This window comes from Paenibacillus sp. FSL E2-0190, assembly GCF_037992965.1.
GTDB lineage: Bacteria > Bacillota > Bacilli > Paenibacillales > Paenibacillaceae > Paenibacillus_AQ > Paenibacillus_AQ odorifer.
In genome coordinates this window covers 267,590-293,461 of record NZ_CP150306.1, presented here as the reverse complement: position 1 = coordinate 293,461, position 25,872 = coordinate 267,590, and the positions used below count along the sequence as shown (strand labels likewise).

Annotated in this window: 22 protein-coding genes; 14 read left to right on the top strand and 8 right to left on the bottom strand. The window is 41.8% G+C overall.

What is annotated here, in order from left to right; translation table 11 throughout:
- Positions 1–348: 348 nt before the first annotated feature.
- Entirely contained in the window at positions 349–1,482 is a 1,134-nt protein-coding gene (ald, locus tag NST25_RS01320; RefSeq protein WP_340394348.1) for an alanine dehydrogenase, read from the bottom strand.
- A gap of 281 nt (positions 1,483–1,763) precedes the next feature.
- Positions 1,764–2,990: a Zn-dependent hydrolase gene (locus NST25_RS01315; RefSeq protein WP_340393213.1), complete on the bottom strand. Its 1,227-nt coding sequence runs from the start codon at positions 2,988–2,990 to the stop codon at positions 1,764–1,766.
- Positions 2,991–3,210: 220 nt separating this feature from the next.
- On the opposite strand from NST25_RS01315, the gene NST25_RS01310 reads away from it, so the two are divergent.
- Genes NST25_RS01310 through NST25_RS01295 form a run of 4 tightly spaced genes read left to right on the top strand, consistent with a single transcriptional unit; the run spans position 3,211 to position 8,251 of the window.
- Positions 3,211–4,269 (top strand): glycosyltransferase family A protein, encoded by a 1,059-nt coding sequence (locus NST25_RS01310; protein WP_076126983.1) that lies wholly within the window; start codon positions 3,211–3,213, stop codon positions 4,267–4,269.
- The gene (locus NST25_RS01305) at positions 4,266–5,393 is read left to right on the top strand and encodes a polysaccharide pyruvyl transferase family protein (RefSeq protein WP_076126981.1); all 1,128 of its coding nucleotides are present in this window, start codon (positions 4,266–4,268) and stop codon (positions 5,391–5,393) included. The genes NST25_RS01310 and NST25_RS01305 overlap by 4 nt, the downstream gene beginning before the upstream one ends.
- Positions 5,368–6,915, top strand: coding sequence for a sugar isomerase (locus tag NST25_RS01300; protein WP_076126979.1), 1,548 nt, complete (start codon positions 5,368–5,370; stop codon positions 6,913–6,915). Before NST25_RS01305 ends, NST25_RS01300 begins: the two co-directional genes overlap by 26 nt.
- Positions 6,916–6,934: 19 nt before the next feature.
- Complete coding sequence (locus NST25_RS01295) at positions 6,935–8,251, top strand: glycosyltransferase family A protein (protein WP_340393212.1); 1,317 nt, start codon at positions 6,935–6,937, stop codon at positions 8,249–8,251.
- Here the strand turns inward: NST25_RS01295 and NST25_RS01290 are convergent.
- Entirely contained in the window at positions 8,237–9,337 is a 1,101-nt protein-coding gene (locus NST25_RS01290; protein WP_076126976.1) for a beta-eliminating lyase-related protein, read from the bottom strand. The two genes, NST25_RS01295 and NST25_RS01290, sit on opposite strands and share 15 nt — an antisense overlap.
- 157 nt (positions 9,338–9,494) lie before the next feature.
- Between NST25_RS01290 and udk the strand changes: the two genes are divergently transcribed.
- From udk to NST25_RS01265, 5 genes are all read left to right on the top strand, one after another.
- The gene (udk, locus tag NST25_RS01285) at positions 9,495–10,121 is read left to right on the top strand and encodes a uridine kinase (protein ID WP_340394347.1); all 627 of its coding nucleotides are present in this window, start codon (positions 9,495–9,497) and stop codon (positions 10,119–10,121) included.
- 146 nt (positions 10,122–10,267) lie between these two features.
- Entirely contained in the window at positions 10,268–11,860 is a 1,593-nt protein-coding gene (locus NST25_RS01280) for a spore germination protein (RefSeq protein WP_076192561.1), read from the top strand.
- Between the two features lie 48 nt (positions 11,861–11,908).
- On the top strand, positions 11,909–13,021 hold the full coding sequence (locus NST25_RS01275) for an endospore germination permease (protein ID WP_076282651.1): 1,113 nt from the start codon (positions 11,909–11,911) through the stop codon (positions 13,019–13,021).
- A gap of 50 nt (positions 13,022–13,071) precedes the next feature.
- A complete protein-coding gene (locus NST25_RS01270; protein WP_076282650.1) occupies positions 13,072–14,271 on the top strand; it encodes a Ger(x)C family spore germination protein in 1,200 nt (399 codons plus the stop codon).
- 176 nt (positions 14,272–14,447) lie between these two features.
- Complete coding sequence (locus NST25_RS01265; protein ID WP_254847760.1) at positions 14,448–14,678, top strand: hypothetical protein; 231 nt, start codon at positions 14,448–14,450, stop codon at positions 14,676–14,678.
- A gap of 394 nt (positions 14,679–15,072) precedes the next feature.
- Here the strand turns inward: NST25_RS01265 and NST25_RS01260 are convergent, their stop codons facing one another.
- From NST25_RS01260 to NST25_RS01245, 4 genes are all read right to left on the bottom strand, one after another.
- Complete coding sequence (locus NST25_RS01260) at positions 15,073–16,104, bottom strand: LacI family DNA-binding transcriptional regulator (protein WP_076186227.1); 1,032 nt, start codon at positions 16,102–16,104, stop codon at positions 15,073–15,075.
- Between the two features lie 164 nt (positions 16,105–16,268).
- Positions 16,269–17,102 (bottom strand): carbohydrate ABC transporter permease, encoded by an 834-nt coding sequence (locus NST25_RS01255; RefSeq protein WP_076192570.1) that lies wholly within the window; start codon positions 17,100–17,102, stop codon positions 16,269–16,271.
- Positions 17,102–17,944 (bottom strand): sugar ABC transporter permease, encoded by an 843-nt coding sequence (locus NST25_RS01250; protein WP_036687240.1) that lies wholly within the window; start codon positions 17,942–17,944, stop codon positions 17,102–17,104. The genes NST25_RS01255 and NST25_RS01250 overlap by 1 nt, the downstream gene beginning before the upstream one ends.
- A 160-nt stretch (positions 17,945–18,104) precedes the next feature.
- Positions 18,105–19,487, bottom strand: coding sequence for an ABC transporter substrate-binding protein (locus NST25_RS01245; protein WP_076186229.1), 1,383 nt, complete (start codon positions 19,485–19,487; stop codon positions 18,105–18,107).
- A gap of 332 nt (positions 19,488–19,819) precedes the next feature.
- Here NST25_RS01245 and NST25_RS01240 point away from each other — a divergent pair, with 332 nt between their 5' ends.
- Genes NST25_RS01240 through NST25_RS01230 form a run of 3 tightly spaced genes read left to right on the top strand, consistent with a single transcriptional unit; the run spans position 19,820 to position 22,948 of the window.
- Complete coding sequence (locus NST25_RS01240) at positions 19,820–20,470, top strand: N-formylglutamate amidohydrolase (protein WP_280753366.1); 651 nt, start codon at positions 19,820–19,822, stop codon at positions 20,468–20,470.
- A complete protein-coding gene (locus NST25_RS01235) occupies positions 20,436–21,584 on the top strand; it encodes a hypothetical protein (protein ID WP_340393211.1) in 1,149 nt (382 codons plus the stop codon). The genes NST25_RS01240 and NST25_RS01235 overlap by 35 nt, the downstream gene beginning before the upstream one ends.
- Positions 21,585–21,598: 14 nt before the next feature.
- Positions 21,599–22,948, top strand: coding sequence for a Mur ligase family protein (locus NST25_RS01230; RefSeq protein ID WP_340393210.1), 1,350 nt, complete (start codon positions 21,599–21,601; stop codon positions 22,946–22,948).
- On the opposite strand, the gene NST25_RS01225 is transcribed toward NST25_RS01230, so the two are convergent.
- A complete protein-coding gene (locus tag NST25_RS01225) occupies positions 22,943–23,740 on the bottom strand; it encodes a hypothetical protein (protein ID WP_340393209.1) in 798 nt (265 codons plus the stop codon). The two genes, NST25_RS01230 and NST25_RS01225, sit on opposite strands and share 6 nt — an antisense overlap.
- A 362-nt stretch (positions 23,741–24,102) precedes the next feature.
- Here NST25_RS01225 and NST25_RS01220 point away from each other — a divergent pair, with 362 nt between their 5' ends.
- Entirely contained in the window at positions 24,103–24,996 is an 894-nt protein-coding gene (locus NST25_RS01220) for a sugar ABC transporter permease (RefSeq protein ID WP_036687229.1), read from the top strand.
- Positions 24,993–25,871, top strand: a complete 879-nt coding sequence (locus tag NST25_RS01215) for a carbohydrate ABC transporter permease (RefSeq protein ID WP_038568194.1) — start codon at positions 24,993–24,995, stop codon at positions 25,869–25,871. The genes NST25_RS01220 and NST25_RS01215 overlap by 4 nt, the downstream gene beginning before the upstream one ends.
- The last annotated feature ends 1 nt before the right edge of the window (position 25,872 follow it).

Sequence of the window (25,872 nt, the reverse complement as noted above, 5' to 3'; positions counted from 1 at the left end):
GATTTTCTTCTGTTTTGCGTATAAACAGGCGTATTCCTCGTTTTTTAGGGAGGAATTCCCTAATAACAGCATTTTTAAGCTATTTTCGCGTTTTTTTAGGGAGAATTTCCCTAAAACATCTCTCATCAAAGCTTTCACCCGATCCATCCAACTTCACTACGTAATCTATCCACCATAGCACCGCACGAGCAAACATCTACTGCATCTAATTACACTGAAACGCAATCTATTTACTTTAACGCCGTACTGACCAACTTCCACCCGGTCTCCACCGCAAGAAACGCCAAACAGCAAGCTCCCCGCAGAGAGCTTGCTGTTTGGCTCATTCCATTATGGAACGTGTCTATTTTAGATCAATGTGAATGTCTGCTCCATGGCTTGCTCAACCGAATAAGGTGTCTCACCCAACGCTTCGGCAACAGCTTGGCAGGTGATTCTGCCATTGGCTACATTCACGCCGCTTCTTAAGCCGTCATTATCCTGAATCGCCTTGATCACACCTTTATTGGCAATTTGCAGGGCATATGGAACTGTAACATTTGTTAAGGCAATAGTTGAGGTCTTAGGAACAGCACCTGGCATATTAGCCACGGAATAATGCAGCACGCCGTGTTTCACAAACACGGGATTATCATGTGTCGTCACTCTGTCGATGGTTTCTACAATACCACCTTGGTCAATGGCCACGTCAACGATCACTGATCCCGGCTTCATGGTCTTGACCATTTCTTCAGTAACCAGCTTCGGTGCTTTAGCACCCGGAATTAACACGGCACCTACCAGCAGATCCGCTTCAGCCACTGCTTTGGCAATATTATAAGGGTTAGAGATCAACGTATTAATCTGTGCTCCAAAAATATCATCTAATTGACGTAGTCTCTCCGCACTGAGGTCAACTATCGTAACATCTGCGCCTAAACCAATAGCCATCTTAGCTGCATTAGTACCTACTACACCACCGCCAATGATACTCACTTTACCTCGGCTAACGCCAGGAACTCCGGAAAGAAGAATACCTTGTCCGCCGTAGTTCTTTTGCAGGAACTGCGCGCCCAATTGGACGGACATCCGGCCAGCTACTTCGCTCATCGGTGTTAACAGCGGCAAGGTGCGTCCATGAACAACCGTCTCATATCCGATCGCAAAGACGCCTTTGTCTTTTAGCGCAGCAGCCAAGGCAGGCTCTGGAGCAAGATGAAGATACGTAAATAGAATAAGGCCTGAACGGAAATAGGGGTACTCAGTTGCTAATGGTTCTTTTACCTTCATCACCATTTCAGCAGAGCTCCAGATCTTTGCTACATCCTCAATCAATTGTGCTCCGGCAGAGACATACTCTTCGTTAGGAAATCCGCTGCCCACACCGGCTCCAGCTTCTACGAGCACTTGATGACCTTCAGTAATTAAACTAACTACACCCGCAGGGGTTATGGCAACACGATTTTCATTGTTTTTAATTTCTTTAGGTACTCCGATAATCATCATTCATCTCTCCCATCTAATGTAGATCCCTTATGTAAAGAATGATAACATATGATTAGCATTCCCATTTTGTTAAAAAATTAAAATATTATCTACCATGATTGTGTTTTTACACAAAGGATCAGACTTAACTGCCCATTAATCTTTAACCATTTTGGTACTCAACACAACCATCTATATTATCTCATAAAAAAAGACACCCTATAGAGTGCCTTTTTGACGATTTTGTATGAAATTAAAGCGACTACCATATCGCATGATGTTATATTAAATGACATTAACTATCTTGATAATAACAACATCACTGTTTCTAACACCACATTTACCCCTTTTTCGCAGTCTTCATAGGAGGTTAGTTCCTCTTCACAATGGCTTTTACCCTTCACGCTAGGCACGAACACCATTGCGGATGGCAGAAAGCTGGCTACGAATTGTGCGTCATGCCCTGCACCACTTGCGATCTTTCTACTGGAATAACCCAAGGTTTGAGCCGCTTGCTCCACCAAATCACACACATTCTGATCAAACCACACCGTATCTCGGCCCCAAAGCTTAGTCTTGCTTACTTCACAATCCAGCAGTTGCTCTGGCAAACCGTTAATAATGGCTTCCACTTCACGCACAATCTCCATCTCTTTATTTCTGGCTTCAATGGTGAAAATCACTTTATTGGGAATGACGGTATGGATATTAGGAAGCACATTCATTCTGCCCATGGTATACACAAGCTCGGAATCGAGCGCCCCCAGCTTGCTCCGCAGCTCAATAATCAGATCTGTGGCAGCAAACAAAGCATCTTTGCGCATCGCCATTGGGGTTGTGCCCGCATGATCGGATTCTCCCGTCACCTCAATCTCGTAACAGGCCATACCAACTACACAGTCAACCAGCCCAATCGTCAGCTTCTCTTTTTCAAGAACAGGCCCTTGCTCAATATGAAGCTCCAAATAAGCGGTGGCTTCGGTGATACGATTGCTCATTTCTCCCTTATATCCACTCTTCTCCAGCGCTTCACCAAAGGTGATGCCTGCTGGATCTTTTTTGTTCAACATGACACTTTTATCAAACTTTCCGGACAACACACCAGAGGCCATCATCGATGGCTCAAAACGTGCCCCCTCTTCATTCGTAAAATTCATAATCGTCACCGGAAACTTCGGCTTAATTCCGTAATCTACAAGCGTCCGCACCACCTCTAGACCCGCGATAACCCCTAGGACGCCATCGAATCTGCCCCCTTTTTTCACAGTATCCATATGCGAGCCAATCACAATCGGAGGCCCGGAAGTTTCGCCTGCCAGTGTGGCATACATCGTCCCCATATCATCCATCTTCACAGACATTCCGAGCTCTTCACAACAGGCACGAAAATAATCCCGAACTTTAAGATCCTCTTCCGTCAGCGATAATCGGGTCACGCCATTTTTATCTGTACGCCCATAATCGGCAAATGCCTCGATTGTATTCTTCAGTCTCTCACCGTTCACGAATATTTTTTGCAGCTGCATCCCAGATCCCTCCGCTTCGAGCATTTTGTTGGCTTTCTATCTATGTTAAACCAAACCATAATATTTTCATTTTACATATTGTAATAACTATTATTCACATGATGCTACAACGAGTAGAGCCAGCAATAAGTAAACTAAAGTAGTATATACAATCTTTTCATACGAGGGGTAAGCTTAAGATAGCTTATCATCCAGTTTTCCACAGGAAAGGAGCGAACCCATGAATCTAAGCCTTGTGATCCCGGTATACAATATAGAGCAGTATATAACCCCTATGTTTAATTCACTGCTTGACCAAAGCGATCCGCATTTCGAAGTCATCATCGTAGATGATGGTTCTACGGATAACACTTACAACGTTATAGAAAAGATTCTTTCGCGTAATCCCGCCCTTTTCTGTAAAGTCATTCGAACGGAGAATCATGGAGTAAGCGCGGCTAGAAATAGGGGTTTAGCTGAAGCCACAGGTAATTATGTTCTTTTTGTCGATGGAGATGATTATGTCTCCGCAGACTTGGTCTCAACCATTCATTCTTATACTCAAGATGAACAACCCGAGATTATTTGCTGGGGTTATAATCATGTCTCAGAAGGCAGAGAAACTCTATTAAGCTGTACCTCTGATTTCAGCGACGTGACGGGAAGTGAAGCACTGGCGCGGATTTTCGTGAACAAAAGCTTGCGAATATGGACAGGGAGTATCGCTTATAAGCGAGAATTCTTACTTCTCCACGGGTTAGGTTATACAGAACGCTGTGTGAATGGAGAGGATCAAGAGTTCATCTACAAAGCCTTGTCCAGAGCGGCCAGAGTCATCTCAATCCCGGATATACTATCATTTTATTTACAGAGAAACTCCTCCATCTCCAACAGCTATAACGTGAATAAATTCGATGTAGTGGATGCTTTCAAAAGGGTGGATGAATATTTCAAAACCTATCCCTTTGCTGAACTAGACACGATCTCCCCTTTGTTAATGAACCGTGAGCTGATTGAGAACTACTTTTTCAACCTCAAAACCTGTCTAAATGGTACGGAAGGGGTAAGCATTCAGGAATTACTTCGTGACATCAACCATACCTATCCCAAGCTCAATCAAGAAATGGATGAACTCATAAGACGTTATAGAGGAGATAATCGCAGATTAACCCTTTATATCAGAACATTTTTAATCTCCCCGCTTCTATATCACAGATTCATCTCTGTGGAGAGAGGCTTATCCCGGTTCAAGCGCAACCTACTTAAAGGGAACGGAACCCGAAAGGAATCTAGAATATGAAAAAGATGCTGATATACGCCTATACCGAATTTAATCTGGGCGATGATCTATTCATTAAGGTGCTGTGCGAAAGATATCCGGATACCAAATTCAGAATTTGCGCACCACGCCTCTATAAACAATGTTTCAAAGAGCTCCCTAACCTCAAAGTGTATCCTTCCGATTCCCTTCTTCTAAGAGGCATTGGCTATATTTGCAGGAAGCTAAAGATACATAATGTGGCTCACAAATATCTGGCAGATCACTCAGATGGCGTCGTTCATATCGGCGGCTCAATTTTCATGGAAGCAGACCACTGGGCAGAGCATTTCAAGAATGCAGAAGTCATTCGTAATCAAAATAAGCCTTACTATCTGTTAGGATCTAATTTTGGCCCTTTTACAAATCAAGAATACTATGATGAGCACAAGCGGATTTTCAAGGATTATACAGATATATGTTTCAGAGAACAGTACTCTTATGATTTATTTAAGGATCTGGATAATGTCCGCTTAGCCCCAGATATTATTTTTCAGCTAGACCCGCCAGATATTCCAAACGAACCGGAGGATTACATCGTCTTATCCGTTATTAAACCTTCTGCGAAAGGTCTGAACGGTTTTGACAACCTCTATTATGAAAAAATGAAAGAACTCGCAATTTATTTCATTGAAAAAGGTTACGCAGTTCATTTCATGTCATTTTGCGAACACGAAGGCGATCAACTGGCGATTGAAGAGATTCAGCGCCTTATCGGTCCCTCCTACAAGGATGCTATTCAAGTGCATTTATATAAAACGAACATGGAAGAAGTGTTGTCCGTGTTAGCTAATGCCAGTTCTATTGTGGCTTCAAGATTCCATGCAATGATTCTGGGCTGGGTATTTAATAAACCGGTATTCCCTGTAGCCTACAGCAAAAAAATGGTCAATGTAATGGAAGATGTTGGATTCACAGGTCTGTATGCCGATTTCAACACGCTGGAACAGGTCCAGCCTGCACAGATTTTTGAAAGTATGATCACCTGCTCTATGGATGTCACACTGCAAGCAAAACAAGCCGAAAGACATTTCGAGCATCTAGATACGTATTTACCGCTTTACGAAAGGGGGATTCGTTATGAAAGCCAAGCGGAGCATTCTTAACTTATCCTTTGGACTGGGAAGTCAACTCATCACGATTATCCTCGGTTTTTTTATACCCAGACTGATAATGGTCAACTATGGCTCTGAGGCCAATGGGTTGATCGCTTCGATTGTGCAGATTATTAGTTATTTGGCGCTGCTGGAAGCAGGTGTTGGGGCGGCCTCGATCCAAGCACTTTACAAGCCGGTAGCTTCGGATAATAAAAACAATATCAACTCTATTCTGGCTGCCACCTCCAGCTATTATAAAAAAACAGGTATTTACTATTTCTTCGCCGTACTGCTACTCGCCATCGTGTACCCGCTAGTGATCTCGTCTGAGATCGATAAATTATCGATTATGGTCATTATTTTGCTTACGGGGATGGGCGGAGCAATCAATTATTATTTTCAGGGGAAATTCAAGGTCCTGCTCGCTGCGGAGGGAAAAAGCTATGTAGAGACTTCTATTGTCACTGTGGCTAATATTATGAACAGCCTGATCCGGATTCTGTTATTACTGCAAGGTGTGGACATTATTGCGGTTCAAGCTTCCTATTTTATCTTAACTTTACTTCAAATCATCGCTTTCTATATTTATATGAATAAGAATTACAAGTGGATCAACCTGAATCTCAAACCAGACTATGAAGCCATTGGTCAAAAGAATTCCGTATTAGTCCATGAAATCTCCTATTTGGTGTTTAGAAATACGGACGTACTTATATTAACCATCTTTACGAATCTAAAAATCGTCAGTATCTATGTTATGTACAATATGATTTTTACGATCGTGGATAATATCGTCCAGACCATAAACGGAAGTGTGAAGGCTGCCCTCGGGCAAAGCTACCATGAGAGTAAAGAAGCATTTATTAAATTTTATGATGCTTACGAAGTGTATTTTATGGGGCTTATCTTCTCGATTTTAACGGTGGCTTACATTTTGATTTTACCCTTTATGAAATTGTATACCGCTGGGGTAAACGACGTGAATTACATTGATATGTGGCTGCCGGTCTTGTTCGTAGTCATCAAATTATTAACCAATGCCAGAACGTCTTCCAATAATGTGATTACCATCGCTGGACATTTCAAAAAAACACAAAACCGTTCCATTCTGGAATCCGCCATTAATCTGGTGGCTTCTGTTGTCTTCGTAATCTTCATGGGAATTTACGGTGTACTGATGGGAACGATAGTTGCCCTCCTATACCGCTCCATAGATATTGTGATCTATGCCAGCAAACATTTGCTGGACCGCAGTCCATGGGTCACTTTTAGAAGATGGCTTACGAATGCAGTAGTTTTTGTAGGCATTATTCTCATCACAACTGCCATCGACATCCCGATCCATTCCTATCTGGGGCTTATGATCTGGGGTGTACTTCTAGGACTAGTGATCTTGCCTGTATATTTTGTAATCGGCTCTTTAATGGAACGGGAAGTCTTCCTCTATACATGGGAACATCTCAAAAAGTATCGATACAAACTCAAAAATAAAATTAACGCTCAGCCTGAGGTAAGTGGTTTATCCAAATAACACAACAGGAGGACTGGAAATGGATCATAGCGAGGTTTTGCAGCAAGCCTGTTACGTCTTTCTAAACGACCTAAATGATGAAATAAACCATTCACCCACCATCCAAATAGAGGATACAGAACTATTGCAAAGATGCCGCCAGATCATAGATCAAGAACAAAATGTACAAATCAAACCTTATCTGGAAACCTTATCTGAGGTTATTCATGCCTTTCTGACGGGGAGGGCTTCAGAGGATACTTTGAAATTCTATCTGTCTGAACAATTCAACATTGTTGCCAGTGATATCGCAGGTTTAATTCAGGGGTTGGTTAAAATGGAAAGCCGCATTTCGGATACGGAAATTTCCTACCCAACAATCCAATCCTTATCCGATTCTCCCAAGATCAGTGTCATTATCACCACCTATAATAGAAAAGCATTCCTATACCAAGCGATCCAAAGTATCTTAATGCAGGACTATCCCAATAAAGAGATTACAGTGATTGATGATTGTTCTACAGATGGCACGGAAGAGTTAATGCAGCAACACTTTGGGGCGGAGCCACGGGTCATTTACATGCGCAATGCTACCAATAGCGGACCTGGAAATAATCGCCGAAAAGCTTTTGCTGCACATGGTGATGGGGAATATGTTCTTTTTCTCGATGATGATGATTATCTGATCGACATGAATTATTTCAGTAAAGCAGTCCGCTTCCATCTCCTTCATCCCGAAATTTCATTTGTAGCTGCGAATGTGTTTCTGGAGTATTCCAAAGCCAAACAACTAAAAATCTCCAATCTGCAGCTTAGCAGCATTATTAAGAAACGCGATTATTTCATGAATTTCGAGAAAAAAGGATATCCAAAACCCGCCTCTACTTTAACTACTGTCTTTAAACGAGAGGCCTTAATGGCTATGGATATCCTAGATATGAATATGGTCAACGATGCTTCCATCTATTTGCGTTCCCTGCTGGTAGGTGATGCGGGCTTCATTGATGTGATTGCCGGCGTGTACAGAATACACGGGAACAATATCACCTTTAATCTGAGCCAAGGATTCTTAATTGAGAATCTGGAAGAAAAGAAACTCATTAAGAATATGGCCGTGCAGAAATATGGATATAACGCACAGGAAATGACGGAATGGTTCAACCACAATGCTTACGATACGATCTCATACTATTTAATAAATTCTGCAAAGGACGCTACAGACTTTAAATTCATGTACCATTGGGCGCTTAACCATTGCCCGCTGATCTACAATCAATTAAAAAATGAGTTTCGCATGAAGCTTATTAAAAAACAACTATTACGAATCTCCTTACTCCGCACGCTACTCGGCAGATGATTCGCTCATTAGCTTATCGAGCAGCAGAAAAAACTCTTTAAGTTTTTCTTTTGGGATGTCGGCATACTTATCTCCAATGCTGATCTCACAATAAGAAGCATGTTCCCCGGTAGCTCTTATACCCGCGCTTAAACCGATTCCTGTCGCCTCATACACCGCTGACAGAATCGGTTCAATTTGTTCCTTAGACATTTGAAAATGCATGTGAAACATATTGGAGACAGGTTGAGCGGGCAGAGTGGTTACGTCGTGACATTGATTAACCCAGGCAGCAAGCTCCTTTGCACCTTCATAATACTGCTGCATGTTGCCTTCTCTTTGCTGGTAATAATAATCAGAAGAAATGATGTACGGATATAAGCTGATTAAGTCTCCACCATGCCGCCGTTTCCATATCTTTGATTGCTTCGTAAAATCTTCACTGCCTGCAAGAATTGCCCCAGCGATTCCTCCAATTCCTTTATAAAAGGATATATACACACTATCAAAGAGTGCAGAGATTTCAGCTGCTGACTTCCCGTAATACGGGAGGATCTCAAATAATCTTGCCCCATCCAAATGCAATTTAATGCCGCGTGCACGGCAATGAGCAGAAATAGCTTCAAGCTCCGTGTACTCTGGCAGCTGACCACCAATCTCGCGCTGGGGTAATTCCAGCAACAAACAGGCGATATCCTCCTTTAGGTTCGCCACATCCTCCAAAGTGATTAATCGGTTCTTGTCCGCAAGCAAGATAGGCTCAATATGATGTAATTCCTTCAGGCCATCCTGCTCATGGATCTCCAAGTGACATAAGGGATGATAGGCTACCTTTTTCACCTCTTTTTCATCGCACCAAATTCTTAAAGCGATTTGCTGCGCCATCGTTCCGCTCGGAAAGAAAACCGCGGTTTCTTTGCCCAGGATATTCGCCATTTTCGTCTGGAAATCTTCAATCACTTCGCCCGTTCCATAAATATCAGATGCCGTACTGTTCTCTACGGCTGCCAAGGCTTCCTTCAACACTTGCACATCTCTATTCCCATTCCCTGCGATTCGATAGGCCGTTTCATTAAAAGCCTCTTGTACGGTTTTTTTTCCGTTCATTCGTTGGATAACCCCTTCCGGATTTGCCTTGTCCCTAATATAGACGAATTTCCAAAAATCCCATCTTAATTTTACCCGATCTAAGGTGAAAAAACATGAGCGCTGTGCTACAATATTGGAATTGCAACGGCAATCTTAGGGAGGGTTATTGAATCACATGCTCATTATTGGTATCGCCGGCGGCACCGGCTCGGGAAAAACAACCGTAGCCCGCTCCGTCATTGACCGTCTTGGAACGGGAAAGGTAACTTTCATATCTCAAGATAACTACTATAAGGATCACTCACATCTCAGCTTTGCTGAACGTGAATCCATTAATTACGATCATCCTTTCGCTTTCGATAACGAGCTGCTCATTGAGCATCTTAAATCTCTGCGCGAAGAACAGACCGCATTCGCTCCCGTGTATGACTTTACAGTCCATGCCCGCTCCACTACAGAGACGGTAGAACTGAAGCCAAACAATATTGTAATCATCGAGGGACTCCACATCCTTTCTGACGAGAATCTCCGTGAAATGCTCGACATCAAGGTATTCGTGGATGCCGATCCTGATGTACGCATTCTCCGCCGGGTCCTTAGAGATATTGAAGAACGTGGACGGAGCATCCAGTCGATCCATCATCAATATTTGAGTACAGTTAAACCCATGCATGAAGCTTTTATCGAACCATCCAAAAAATACGCTGACCTGATCATCCCTGAAGGTGGCCATAATGAGGTTGGTATTCAGTTGTTGTCCATCCTAACGGAGAAGCATCTATATAACGATTGGACGTCTTAAAGTCTTAATTAAGCGCTTCTAGCTAGCTGCAGAGAATCTCTCTGCGGCTTTTTTGATATGCGTTGACCCATCCATGGTTCAGAATAATCCCACCTCATTCTGGTAATAGCTATATTTACAGCACCAGCGGAAGAGGGATAACAACTATGGGATTTCTGAACAGAACAATAACAAAAGTTTTTAAGAACCCTTCATTAGGGCACCCTAACCCCACTAAAGAATTACCCAAGGAACCCATTAAAGAAAAACTTCAAGATAATATTCAATATATAAAAACAACACTCGGCAATAGTACAGATCTCGTGATTAGAGAATTCTTTATTGGTTCCAAACACCAGATTAAAGCAGCTATTTTCTATACAGATGGATTGGCGGATAGTAAAGCTATTCAGGATTTCATTCTGGAATCACTAATCTTAGAACTTCCAGATCCAAGTCTTGATACACAAACAGCCAACTATCAATTATTAAAAGATCACATGCTCACTGTAGGGGATATTAAAGATGCGACGGAGTTCAATTCTTTATTCACCTCTCTATTATCCGGAGATGTGATCCTCTTACTCAATGGATATACCAAAGGGTTCACCATAGGCATGCGTGACTGGAAAGACCGTGGCGTAACGGAAAGTGCCACTGAAACGGTGATTCGTGGACCTAAGGAAGCCTTCACAGAAAGCTTACGCACGAATACCGCATTAATCCGGCGGAAAATAAAAGACCCCAATCTTTGGTTAGAAACACAGCAAATTGGACGTGTAACACAGACAGACGTAGCCCTCATGTATATCAATGGCATTGTTAGTGATGAGATTCTGCAAGAAGTCCACTCACGTTTAGATCGGATCGACATTGACGGGATCCTGGAAAGTGGCTATATCGAAGAATTAATCGAGGATGAAACCTATACCCCATTTCCAACGATCCATCATACGGAACGCCCTGACGTTATAGCAGCTGCTCTTATGGAAGGAAAAGTAGCCATATTAGTAGATGGGACACCTATAGTAATGACGGTGCCTACCTTATTTGTTTCCTTCATGCAGACGGCGGAAGATTATTATCAACGTGCCGATGTTAGCACCTTAGTACGAATGCTTCGATACTTCAGTATTTTCATTTCACTACTTGCCCCATCTTTGTATGTAGCTATTACTACCTTTCATCAGGAGATGCTGCCCACAACCCTGCTGATCAGTCTAGCCGCACAACGGGAGGGCGTGCCGCTTCCAGCATTTATTGAAGCACTCTTAATGGAGCTTGCCTTTGAGATTATACGAGAAGCGAGTGTACGAATGCCTCAAACCATAGCCCAATCTGTATCCATTGTAGGCACCCTAGTGATTGGGACTGCGGCAGTTGATGCCGGCATTGTTTCTGCTGCCATGCTTATTGTCGTCGCTATTACTGCTATCTCCAGCTTTGTGCTGCCATCCTTCGATCTTGCCCTGACCATCAGAATGCTCCGTTTCCCAATGATGTTCCTTGCTGCATCCTTTGGATTGTTTGGGATCATTATCGGCGTTATTGCGATAGTTCTTCACATGTGCAGCTTACGTTCCTTTGGAATTCCTTATTTGAGCCCGTTTGCTCCCTATAATCTCGCCGATCAAAAGGACACCTTTTTCCGAATGCCGCATTGGGCTATGTTTACCCGCCCTAGACTTATCAATAAAAAAAATATCGTTCGGGAAAAGAGTACACCACCGGAGAAACCGGGAGATCTCACGGAGGAATAGCCCCTGAAACCTTGACCTATGAAGTGATAAATTGGAGTGAAGAAAGCCATGCTCGAAAAAGGTAAAATAAGTACTCGCCAGCTTACCATACTGGTTATGTTCCTTACGATCGGGGATTCCATTCTCGTAATCCCTCCCTCCACTTCACACTACGCCAGACAAAATGCCTGGATTTCCGCATTAATTGGTATGATCGTAGGTTTATTAGCCATCTATATGTACAGCAAGTTCGTAAAGTTGTACCCCAAACTAACGCTTATTGAGGCGATTCAAAAGGCTTTTGGAAAATGGATTGGGACTATTCTATCACTCTTGACCTTAATGTATTTTCTTATCGTCACCGTTGGAAGTATGCGAGAACTCAGTGAGTTCGTTACATCCGAAATATTACCGAGAACCCCTATTCCGGCTGTTTTAATCTTATTCATGGTGATCGTGATTATGGCTACACGACTAGGTATTGAAGTCATAGGACGAGCTGGAGAGATCTTTACACCTATGATTATTATCCTATTTCTGATTCTAACGGTCGCAATTATTCCTCAGATGGAGATTGTCAGATTACTGCCCATATTGGAGGATGGCATAAAACCAGTGTTGAGAGGGTCTATTTCCATTACGGCTTACACCTTTATAGAACCGGTTGTTTTTCTAATGTTTCTCCCTTATGTAAACCAACAACAAAAGATAACCAAAGGCTTACTACAAGGCTGTTTCTTAGGCGGTATTATTATCTTCCTGACGGTTACTATTTCCATATTAGTGCTAGGTCCAGATCTGACAACCAGGGATATCTATCCCAGTTATAACATTGCAAGGCGCATATCCGTTGGTGGTTTCTTCGAGCGGGTGGAAGCCATGATAGCACTACTTTGGATGTTAACCTTGTTTATAGAAGTTACCTTATACTTCTATGCTTTCGTTCTGGGGTTGTCTCAATTATTCAAACTAAAAGAGTACCGGGTGCTAACTCTACCCACAGGATTAATTTTGGTTACACTAGCACCTCTTATTGCGCCAAATTACACCTATTACAACAAAGTATTCGATAATTATTGGGTGTACTATGTTATAACCTTCGGGTTATTTCTACCTTTGGTGTTGTTAGGTGTGGGAATGTTTCGAAGGGCACTGGACAAAGGCTTAAAATCTCGAAGCTAAAGATGGGCTGGGAGACATGAATACCGAAAGATCTAACGGAGGATTAAACCATGAAACGAAGATCGCTTCTGATTTGTGTTCTTATTCTCATGCAAATATTTGTAACAGGTTGCTGGAGCCGCCGAGAATTAAATGATCTTGCGATTGCTGTAGGAATAGGGATCGATAAAATTGGAGATCAATATCAAGTTTCTGCACAAGTGGTCTTACCCAGTCAAATCGCTGGCTCCAAGGGAGGCTCTCCTCAAGCACCCGTCAACCTTTATAAAGCGACAGGAAATACTGTATATGAAGCCCTTAGAAAAATCACAACCGTTAGCCCACGTAAAATTTATATCTCTCATTTACGAATCCTAGTCCTTGGCGAGGATTTGGCTAAAGAGGGAATCAACGATGTTCTTGATTTCATGTCAAGAGACACTGATACGCGAAATGATTATTTTATAGTGGTGGCAAAGGATGCAAAGGCAGAAGATGCGTTGAAAATATTAACCAGTCTTGAAAAGATTCCTGCCGTGCGATTGTTTTCCAGTCTGGAAAGCTCGGAGAAAAATTGGGCACCTACATCTACTGTGACATTAGGAACCCTAATTACAGAACTTGTCAGTAAGGGTAAGAATCCAGTCTTAACAGGTGTTGTCATCGAGGGGAGTGTAGATGTAGGAGAAACTCCGAATAATGTTGAAACGGTAGACTCTCCAACAGAATTGAAATACTCCGGATTGGCCGTATTCAAGGAAGACAAATTGATTGGTTGGCTAAATCCTGAGGAATCAAAAGTGTATAACTATTTAACCAATAAAGTAGAGAGTACTGTTTTCTATATCCAATGTCCCGAAGGTAAAAAGGTTTCGCTTGATGTATTTGAAGCCCGTTCCAAAATGAAAGGCAGCATCCATAATGACAAACCAGAAATCAGTATTGAGCAACATATAGAATCAGATATAGGGGAGGTTCAGTGTAGAAATCTTGAACTGACAGACACAAAAACTATCACCGAATTAGAACAAATCGCCAATAAAAAAGTCCAGAATTTATTCAAAACTACTATTAAAAAGGTACAGAATGAATACAAAAGCGATATTTTTGGATTCGGTGAAATCATCCATCGTTCTAACCCGCAGGCGTGGAAGAAACTGCGAAACAATTGGGATGAGACCTTTGTTAACCTTCCAATAAGCGTAAAGATGGATATTAAGATTCGCCTGTTAGGGAAAGTGACTAACTCTTTCCTAGAAGAGACGAAGTGATGAATTGGAGTCACAAAACCATGTATAACATCGCAAGGTGCCCAACTATTAAAATTGAAAGAGTATCGAGTGTTAACCAAATTACACTTATTACAGCGAAATTGTAGTAATGTTCAGAAGAGCACTGAGCAAAGACTTAATAGCTCGAAACTAGATGGTTTGGGAGGTTGTGAATATTGGGTATAGTAGTGATTCTCATAGTTGTAGCCGTTATAGCAGCCATTGAAGTTCCCCTGATGTGGAGGAAAAAATTAATCAAGGAGATGTGGGTTTTCTCATTTCTTCTGTTGCTGGGAACCTTCTTCAGTCTTATTAATGCGTTACATATTTCGGTCTCTAACCCATTGGGATGGATGATATTTATCTATAAACCCGTCTCCGATATGGTAAATGCCTGGTTATCCTAAAATGGGACTGAACCATTCCCTTGAGATGGCTTAGTCCCCATGATTAAACGACGTTGCCAAATCAGCAAGCGCCCTAAAGTTTGTTGCTAGCCGTTCACGCGCCAGCCAGTAATAGACTTCCTGGCCTCTCTTTTTATGATCAACAATGCGGGCATCCCGTAGGATTTTGAGATGATGTGAAATCGCTGGCCTGCTTATTTCGAATTCACCTGCAATTTCCCCAACATTCAGCCGACCTTTATTCCCTAATAACGTAACAATCCGAATCCGAGTAGGATCACCAAATGCGGTGAGAAACCGTGTGATGCTGTTGATATCGTTAGGTTTAATCTCTTGCGGTTCTATCTCCCCACCCCGATTCGTAAATAAACTTAAACATACTCACTTGTTGAAACTACAATAAAGACCTCGTAGACTCTCTAACAATTAATTCTGCCGGAAAAATCTGATGCGCATGATTAACCTTTTTATTGATGAGATCAAAAAGAATCTTAATCGTTGCTTCCGCAATCTCCACTACCGGCTGTTTGATGGTAGTAATAGAAGGATTATAATAGAAGGAAATATCCAGTCCGTCATAACCAGCCACAGAGTAATCTTCCGGGACTCGCTTGCCCGCTTCAAATATTGCCTTACAGGCGCCGATAGCCATACTATCTGATAAGGTGAAAATAGCGGTGAACTCTTCTCCTAATTCTAGCAATTCTTTTGTAACCGCATACCCATTCTCCATGCTGTAGCTATCAATATCCTCTTTCATTCGCCGTACCAGTTGTTCATTATAAGCTATGCCATGATCAGCTAAAGCCTTTTTATAACCCTCGTATCTCAACTTACCTATACTTACATCTTCTTCTGGAGCAGTAATGACCGCAATTTTCTCATGCCCCTGATTACATAAATAGTCGACAATTTTATAGCTCTCATTAAAGTCATCGACAGATACAGAAGAATAGTCGCTCAAATCAAACTCTTCCGTCATCCCAATCGTACTAAGGACAAATGGAACCGTTAATTGCTGTAATTTTTCTTGAGAGTGTGAGAATAGCCCTCCTAAAAAGACAATTCCCTTCAACCGTTTTTCTTTCTCCAGCTCAATCGCCACTTCGATCTCATCTTGATTCTCATCAACTCGTTGTAGGATGAAGGAGTATTTCTTGCGTTGGATCTCTTTTTCGAACACTTTGATCATCGGGCTAAAAAATGGATTGGATATCCCTTTAATCAATACTGCAATCGTTTTCGAATCAGAACGTTTTAAATTTCTTGCACTGTTGTTCGGGACATAATGATTTTCCTTGATAACCCTCATAACCATAGCTTTTGTTTCTTCATTAATATCCGGATGATTGTTAATAGCCCTTGATACAGTAGTCACGCCAACACCGCATAATTTGGCGATGTCTATAATAGTCAGTCTCTCCATTTCTATCTATCCTTTACTTGTTAGTATCTATCAAACTCCTTAATCCTTATTCAACTTCATAGTCAAAATAAGAAAGCAGGGGATTCCTGATGGTCACCCATCAAGAAAAACACCCTACTCGCTTCTTACATGAATATTAATTTATTTAACGAGGTAGATCAAGCTTAACCCTTAACCGCACCCGCAACGACACCTTCGATGATGTACTTTTGACAAGTCAGGTAGAAAATGATGATTGGCACAATAGCTAAGACCAGCATCGCCATCATAGCTCCCATGTCAATCGATCCGTATCCACCTTTTAGGTACTGGATCGCAATAGGAATCGTTTTATATTCTGTACCAATCAGCAGGTCTGGCAATAGGAAGTCGTTCCATACCCACATTACATTAAGGATAGCTACAGTTACAGCAATAGGCTTCAGGATAGGCAATACCACTTTAAAGAAGGCCTGAGGTGGATTACAGCCATCAATCATTACCGCTTCTTCAACTTCAAGCGGGATAGACTTCACAAATCCGCTAAACATAAACACAGACAGCCCTGATCCAAACCCTAAATAGATTAAGATAATCCCTATCGGATTGTCGAGATGCAGCACGTTTGCGGTCTTAGTCATTGTGAACATAACCATTTGGAAAGGCACGATCATCGAGAATACAAACGCATAATACATCATGCCTGTAAATTTGGACTTCACCCGGGTAATGTACCATGCAGTCATGGAAGTAAATAACACGATCACAGCCACTGAGCATACCGTGATAAACAAGGACATTCCGAAGGCACTGAAGAAATCAATCTTTGTTACACCACTAGTATAGTTCTTTAAACCAACAAATGTAGTCTCATTAGGGAATAAGAACGGCGTATCACTAATGTAGAACTTACCCTTGAAGGAGTTCATCAGAACAATAAAAATAGGAGATAAGAACGCAATGGCCAAGACCAACAAAATGGTGAATATAGAGTAGTCTTTTGCTCTAGTCTTTTGCATTAGTTCTCAACCTCCTTTCTTCTAGTAATGACAAGTTGTATTAAGGCGATTAAGGCTACTAAAGCAAAGAATACGACGGCTTTCGCTTGACCGACACCTTCCCATCCTGATTTTCCGTAGAATGTATTGTAGATGTCCAGTGCTAACATGGAGGTCTGCTTAGACGGAGCACCAGCGGTTAACGCTAAGTTCTGGTCAAACAATTTAAATGAATTGGATAAGGTTAAGAATAAACAAATAGTAATGGACGGCATTACGAGTGGAATAGTCACATTACGCAAAATCTTAGAACGTGAAGCTCCATCAATTCTTGCGGCTTCTACTATATCTTTAGGAACATTCTGAATACCTGCAACATAGATAATCATCATGTACCCTATCAATTGCCAATTCATAAGAACGATTAGTCCCCAAAATCCATACGTTGCATCAGAGGTCAAAGTGACACCAAATTTGTACAAAATCCCATTAAAAATCAACTGCCAGATGTATCCTAATACGATACCGCCTATCAAGTTAGGCATAAAGAAGATCGTTCTAAATACGTTGGTACCTTTTAGCTTTCTAGTTAATAACATCGCCAAGATGAAGGCGAACACATTAATAGTAAGAACAGATAAAACTGTGAATTTAACGGTGAAACCTAATGCATTTAGAAACTCTTGATTCGAAAAAGCTTTAGCGTAATTGCCAAACCCTATCCATGTTGCATCATTGACTGTAGTAAACTCTGTAAAAGACAAATATATACCCAAAAGAAAAGGGATCACAAAGGCAATTCCAAAGGCTATTATGGTCGGTAATGCAAAAAGAGCAAAATATTTTTTTATCGATTTTTCCATGGAGTCTTCTCCTATCTCAGTATGGAAAATGATGAAACAGATGTAGCAAGATCCACTCCAATTGTTGCTTAGTGCCACTGAATCCCGAGGGAGCCCAGTGGCACTAAGCTTTTATCTGTATGACAACTGAGAGTTATTCAAGCATCTTTCCATGCATTTATTATTTTGCTTTTTCAGCCTTCCAAGTGTCCTTGAAGATGGTTACAACTTCATCCCAAGTTTTGTTTCCTTGAGCGTATTGCAAGAGGGCATCACCAAAGACGTTTTTGAATTCTTCACTTGGGAATGCTGCGAATGTCCAAGCTACAGAAGTAAGATCTTTTTCCATCCAAGCAGATACTTCTTTAGCAAGTGGATCTGCTGGTTTTTCGCTGTCTTCAAAGGTGTTGAATGGAGCGATGAAACCTAGATCGTTAGTCACATAAGCTTTACCTTTTTCACTGGAGAACAACCATTCCAAGAAAGCGATAGAAGCTTGTTGGTTCTCAGCAGATACTTTGCTGTTGATTGCGAAATAGTTTTCTGTACCTACAGCCAGACCTTGTTTTTCTTCGCCTTCCATACCTGTGTAAATAGGCAAGAATTTAATTTCTTCAGCTTTAACTACGTTACCGTCAACATCGTTGATTTGTGACCAAGCCCAGTTACCATTTTGAACCATAGCTGCGTTACCAAGTGCAAATTCAGCCATGGAGTCAGCTACGGATTTACTACCCAGCAAGGATTCTTTAGTTACAGAGTTCTTGATGTACAGATCGAAGATGTTTTTAAATTTATCGTTGTATTTGAATTCAACTTCTTTAGAAGCTAGACCCGCAAGAACGGTGTTGTCAAACTCAGTATTGTCTTTGAATTCATAATACAGCGGCAAGTTTGCAAGGTGAGTCTGCCATCTCCATTGCTCACCAGCAGCGAGGGAAGTGGAGGCGAATACACCTTTAATGCCCAGTTGGTCTTTTTTAGCCGTCATATCTTCTACTACTGCTTTCAAAGTGTCGAAGTTATTGATCTCAGTTGTGGAGGAGATCGATACCGCTTTATCAGCCAAAGCGAAGTATTTTTTCATAATTGCGTCGTTGTAGATGATGCCGTATCCTTCAACTACGTAAGGGATACCATACACGCCTTCACCTTCAGTTACAGCCAAGCTTTTGTCAGACAGATAGCTGTAAAGCTTAGTATCTTTCAAATCCAAGGTGTAATCTTTCCAGGATTGAAAACCAACAGGTCCGTTAATTTGGAAAATAGTTGGCGCTTCAGACTTGGAGATTTCGGATTTCAATTTAGTTTCGTAAGTACCCGCAGCAGCCGTTACGACTTTTACCTTAACTCCTGTTTCTGCTTCGTAATCCTTAGCGATCTTTTCATATATTTCTGCAATCTCAGGTTTGAAGTTCAAGAAATAAACTGACCCTTTTTTACCAGATGTAGCGTTTCCATCATTGGTTGCAGAATTATTTTCTTTATTCCCACATCCTGCCGCTAAGACAACAACCATAGACATTACTAACATGAGCCCTAAATATTTTTTGATATTCTTCATTCTTCTTCCCCCTCGTACTTTTTATTAGATTACTTCGTATGAAGACGTTCCGATGCTGTTAGCGAAAATTATGTCAGCGTTTTCATTTGCTTAAGTAATCCCCAGCTTCTTTTTTGGTATCCTTCTCGGTATCCTTATCGGTAACGTTTTCAATTGAAATATTAGCACACCATTTTGAACTTTTCAATAGCCAATCTTTTAGAATCATTTTATGGAAAACTGCCCACGGCAAACCTTGCAAGCGTTATAATAGATTCATCCTTATTCATGAATGGTGAATGCTTAGGACATACTAATGGTTAAAGACCCATTAAATAACTATGAATAGGTGATTGCATATTTTATCTCTGATCGAACAGTATGAGCTACAATTCTCCAATAATAATTATTTTGGCGATATCGGGGTAGATCCCCCCTACTCGATTGTAGAAGGCTCCCTTCCTGTACTTGTCTCAGCTCCACATGCCATTAACCATTTTCGAGAACATGCTGTAAAACCAGCTGACATGTATACAGGCTCCCTTGCCCTCTTGTTACAAAAGCTCACTAATTGCTACTGTATTTATTCAAATAGCTTTTCCAAAGAAGACCCAAATTACATCTTAGGTGGAGAATATAAGGCTGCGCTACGAGCGCTTGTCAAAGAACATCGCATTCAGTTTGTGATCGATCTGCACGGAGCTTCCAAACTTCGAGAGTTTGATATTGACCTAGGGACACTGTACGGAACCTCTATACGAGAGAATAATTTAAATGACGTCATAGGCATCTTTAACAATAATGGTATTACCAAAGTTCGACAAAATCATACATTTTCTGCATCCCATCCTGGAACGATTACTTCATATTGCGCTAAGGAATTGTTAGTTCAAAGTATTCAAATTGAAATTAATCGAAATTATCGTAACCCGAATGCGTTTGATTTATTCCAAAAAACCATTCATTCCCTTGAACAAATCATTAAACTATTGGGCGGTGTCTGACATTATTATCGAGCAAACCTTTACTATTCTAGACAAACAAAGCCTTCAACCTCGTGAAGAAATCACAATGAACTCCGAAGAGTTAAAGGAATTAGGTTTAGTCCAGCATATCTTCGTTGACCTTACAGCAGAGAATGGTGTGAAAGTCAGCTGTTTAATTTTATCGGCAGATGAGGTGCCAAGAGGTACAATCCAATTATCCAAGCGGGCAAAGGACAAGCTCGGGGACTGCCTGACTACAGGATTAACAATAACGAAGCCAGAATACGACACAGTTCTTCGGGGAATTCCTAAAGTGGACGAGATTGCCAAACCCTATGTAAAAGCCTGTCCAGCACTCGTCCGTAAATATACGAATCAAGTGGAACTTATCAATCCCACAAACGGCTTCCGGGTAAACCTAACTTTACGAGAAGATAGCACAGCCAAACCGAATACCCTTTACTTCAACAGATACATCATGTTATTGCTTGAAACCCATTCCGAGGGGCATGACCCATTAATCATTACTCGCGCTAGGACGCGTTCTCAACCCAAGCCAGGCATACATAAACTTATAAATCAACTGATCCAACGGCCCTTAAGTGCATTAGGGAACTTTTTTATTGGCAAAAGAGAGCTCACCCTCAGAGTGGGTCATCCTTACCCTTTTGATGAGCACCAGAATTTATGCAGAATTCATCCGAATGTTAGAAAACTGCTAGGCATGGAAGAAACAGATCAGATCGTGATCTCCTATAATTCCAAACAAATCACCATCCCCATCTTAGACATCGATACGGAGCATATTGCCCAGTCAGTCAAGATTCATGCGGATAATGAGCAGCTTAAATTTATCGACGGCCACTTATTTATCGGGATCACCGCCTTATCGCGTAACGAGTTAGAAATCCCAAGCATCGGCACATCAGTTACCGTAAAAAGAAGTATGTACTCCTTATTCCTAAAGCACTTAAACAAACTGGTCTTACCTGTTATCGCTTTGTTGTTCACCATAGTACAGCTATATAAGGATTTGAACTGGAGCATCGCTCTGACCGTCATCATTTCTCTTGTGTTACTTCCGATTATCATCTACACAACACTATCTGAGGAACGCGCCAAAATTAATTAAATGGAGGGATTTCCGTGGAATTCACTTCACAATCCCAAGTAGAAGATATGATCTACAGCTCTTACCTAAGGGCCATTAACAACATTACAGAAACTTTGGATGAAGAAGTTAGAAAACCGGAGTTAACCAGAGCATTACTGGATGCAGTTGGAAGTCCGGATCGCAATCAAAACTACATACTGGTCACAGGCAGTAAAGGTAAGGGCTCCACCTCTAGATTTATTTCCTCTCTGTTAAGTCACTTGGGATATAAAGTGGGGTTATTCACCTCCCCTCACCTGGTAGATTTCAACGAAAGAATCCGGATCAATGGGCAGGCAATAGCCACAGAAGATTTTGTACGATTTGGTAATGTAATTCGCGGGGGCTTCTACGAGATCGAAGAGCAGCTTGCTGCTGACGAATATCAAGGTCCGGTTGGGGTTGCTTTGGCTATTGCGGCTTTGTACTTTAAGGAGAAGGGTACAGATATCAATGTGATTGAATGCGGTAGAGGAGGAAGGTTTGATGACACCAATGTCCTGAGCAATGACTGGGCTGTCATTACCCCGATTATGGAAGAGCATGTAGCCCATTTGGGACCTGATCTGAACAGCATTACACTGCACAAGCTGGGGATTGTCAAAAACAACACAACAAACGTCTATGTTAGCAAACAGAAATCCGACGTTCTTGCGATCATGAAGGACAACCTCTCCTCCAACCCTGTGCAATATTATGAAGAACAGTTTTTAGCTGAATCTATCACAACCACTTCTGTCGGAACTACTTTTGATGTCCGGACGAAGCCAGCCGTTTATCCAGCCTTGACCCTTCCGCTCTTGGGACAGTTTCAAGCGGTCAATGCTGCCAGCGCAGTCGCACTTTGTGAAGAGATTACAGGGGGACCCCTTGATCAGGAGATCGTACATCACTGTTTTGAACAATTACAATGGCCGGGGCGTTGTGAAGTTATCTATCATGACCCACTGACGATTATTGACGGAGCTATTCATAGAGATTCTGCAAGCTATCTGGCTGAACTTATTCAATTAGTGAATCCTGAGCGCAGCCGTACCGTCACATCCATCATCGGTGTCCCTAAGGATAAAGATTACACAGGGGTCATCGAAGTCATGAGTACAGTCTCGGATCAACTAATCGTAACCAAACCCGATATAAGCCATCTAATTTTCCCAACGGATGCCCTGCTTATCGCTAAAAGTTTTCTCAAAAAAAGTTTCGAATTCCCTTGTTTAGAGGATGCTCTTACGTATGTTAAAGAACAATCACCTTCGGAGATTATTGTAATCGTGGGTACGCAAACTCTAATCGGAAATGCCAAAAGATTATTCGGGCAATCGCTGCTGAATATCGGCTTATAACTGATTCATACGCTGAAGAATAACTTCCCTGTAAAGGTCTGAGAGGCCAGGTACTTCACTTGGATTTTGCTTACAATATTCATCTAACATCACCTTATGGTTGACCTCAATCACCATCAAGCCTTGATTTGTCTCTAAGATATCTACTGAGCAGAAATCAAGGCCCAGCGCTTTAGAGGTCCAGAAGGCAAGCTCCGCCAGCGCCTCTTGTTTGGCCTGATCTTTCACCTCAATCGTAACAGCTCCGTTAATCAAATTATGCTTCCACGAACGAACTCTTTTTTTGCCAAGGAATACACGCGCCTGATGATTAAAAGTTACAATTCTATACTCAATCTCCGCTTCATAATAAGGACCTATTGCCCCATTAAGCTGTAAAGAAAATAATAAATCCAGCTTTTCATGCAGATCGGCTATCTCATTGATTTTGTACACATGATTTCCCTGCGCCCCGTTATCCTGCTTCATAACTACCTCCCCATTGCACGCTTGGAAATAACGCTCAGCCAATGGATAAGGATTCAAATTGCTAAATTTGGAGTCTGGATGCGGCAAATAAATATGTTCTACGGCTGGGATATTCGCCTTATGCAAAACATCATAAGTTAGAGATTTACTCATGGCAATGATCGTAGAAGCACTGTTGTTTAGTCCGATCTCAGCGTCTACCATCACAAATGATTTCACTCCATCTGTCGCTCTATATACGAAATTCGGTGTAATTTCCTCAAAGCTAATCCCTGAGGCTGTAACAGAATGCTGGATCATTTTTAAGTAAGGTCTAGTCGTCATTCAGTTTCCTCATTTCTAACAAAATATGACCAAACCTAATCATAGCATGAGAAATATTAATAAAAAATAATAATATTACGTTATAATAGTTAACATAACAATCTCCCTAATCTTATTTCAGATCCCTTTTTCACAAAAATGACAGACTATATGTTACGTTTAATGACTGACAGCGCTTTTATAGTTAAAATAAGTGTTGATTATTTAGTGATCATCCTCTATGATAAGCTTATTAAAGCGAATCAAAAAGTTAAAGCGGTTAAACTTTAATCTCTAGGTACCTAGTATTATTGCTAATTAATAGTGTTAGTATGATCTAAAGTTAAAGCGCTTATACTTTTAAAACGAGAGGTTGGTGTGTCATGATCAATCGCGAGAACAGGCGGCAGACGTTCTACATGTATCTGTTCATTTCTCCTTGGATTATCGGCTTCCTAGTATTCGCCCTTTATCCTATCTTATCATCGCTTTACTTCAGCTTTACTGATTATGACATCATACACCCACCTAAATTTATCGGGCTCGCTAACTACACAGAGATGTTTCACAATGACCTGTTCTGGAAATCGGTGGTTGTCACGCTGAGATATACCTTCATCGGTGTACCTATCCAGCTTGCGCTCGGTCTTGGCTTTGCACTATTGCTTCACCAGACCATTCCTCTGCGCGGCTTTTTCAGAACAGCAATGTATTTTCCAAGCATGGTATCCGGCGTGGCCATGTCCCTGCTGTGGTACTGGATCTTCAACCCGCAGATCGGGCTCTTCAATTACATCCTTTCCTGGTTCGGCATTCATGGACCGGCTTGGCTGATGAACCCAGACACTGCACTATATGCCTTGATCATCATGACTTTCTGGACAGCAGGCTCAGGAATGATTTTATTCCTCGCAGGTCTGCAAGGCGTACCGGCTAGCTTGATCGAAGCCGCTAACCTTGACGGTGCCGGGCGCTTCAGAATCTTCCTGAACATTACCTTACCGATGATCTCTCCCGTGCTGCTCTTCCAACTGATTATGGGACTGATTGATTCCTTCCAAGTCTTTACCCAAGCTTTTGTCATGACTCAAGGGGGGCCGAATTACTCTACCTGGTTCTATGTCTATAATCTCTACACCAGCGCTTTCAAAGAATATCGTGCCGGTTATTCCTCAGCCTTGGCATGGGTGCTCCTTATCGTAGTTATGCTCTGCACCGCACTAATTATGAAATTGTCTAACCGTTATGTTCACTATGAAGGAGGCGGACGCAAATGAGTACAGTCAGAGCGCTAAGCCCCCGGACTAAAGGAACCAAACGCCGCCGGAAAGCGGAGCCTGTTAAGATTTTCAGCTTTATTACTCTAGTAGTTACAACATTTCTGATGCTGCTTCCTTTGTTCTTCATGGTCTCCACTTCACTTAAGTCCAAACGCGAGATGCTGAAGTTCCCACCCACCTTTCTTCCGGAGAGCTGGCAGTGGAGCAATTACACAGAAATATTTGATACCCTGCAGTTCGGTACACTTTATAAAAACAGTCTGATTATCGCCGGCTTTAGTGTTGTGGGAACCTTGATTTCTTCGGCGCTGGTTGCCTATGGATTCGCCAGATTCAGAGGTACAGGTAATCAGGTGTGGTTCATCCTGCTGCTGAGCACCATGATGTTACCCTATCCGGCCATTATGATTCCGCAATTTGTACTCTTTTCGCAAATGAACTGGATAGATACCTTTTTACCCCTGATCGTGCCTGCTTTCTTCGGCTCAGCCTATAATATTTTTCTGCTGCGCCAATTCTTCTCCACATTGCCTGAAGAGCTGTTTGATGCCGGACGCATTGATGGCTGTGGTGAAATACGGATGTGGGCTACCATAGCAATCCCACTCTCCAAACCTGCACTTGCAACCGTAGCTATCTTTGCTTTTATCTACAACTGGAATGATCTGCTTACGCCAGTGCTTTACTTAAGCTCATCAGATAAGTTCACGCTACCCGTCGGGATGGCTTCTCTTACCTCATCGAGGTTCCGCATTCCACCTTGGCATCTGCTAATGGTTGCTTCGGTTCTAGCTATGGTCCCAATCGTTACGCTGTTTGCTGTAGCCCAGAAACAGTTCGTCGAAGGGATTGTACTTACAGGGATTAAGTAAT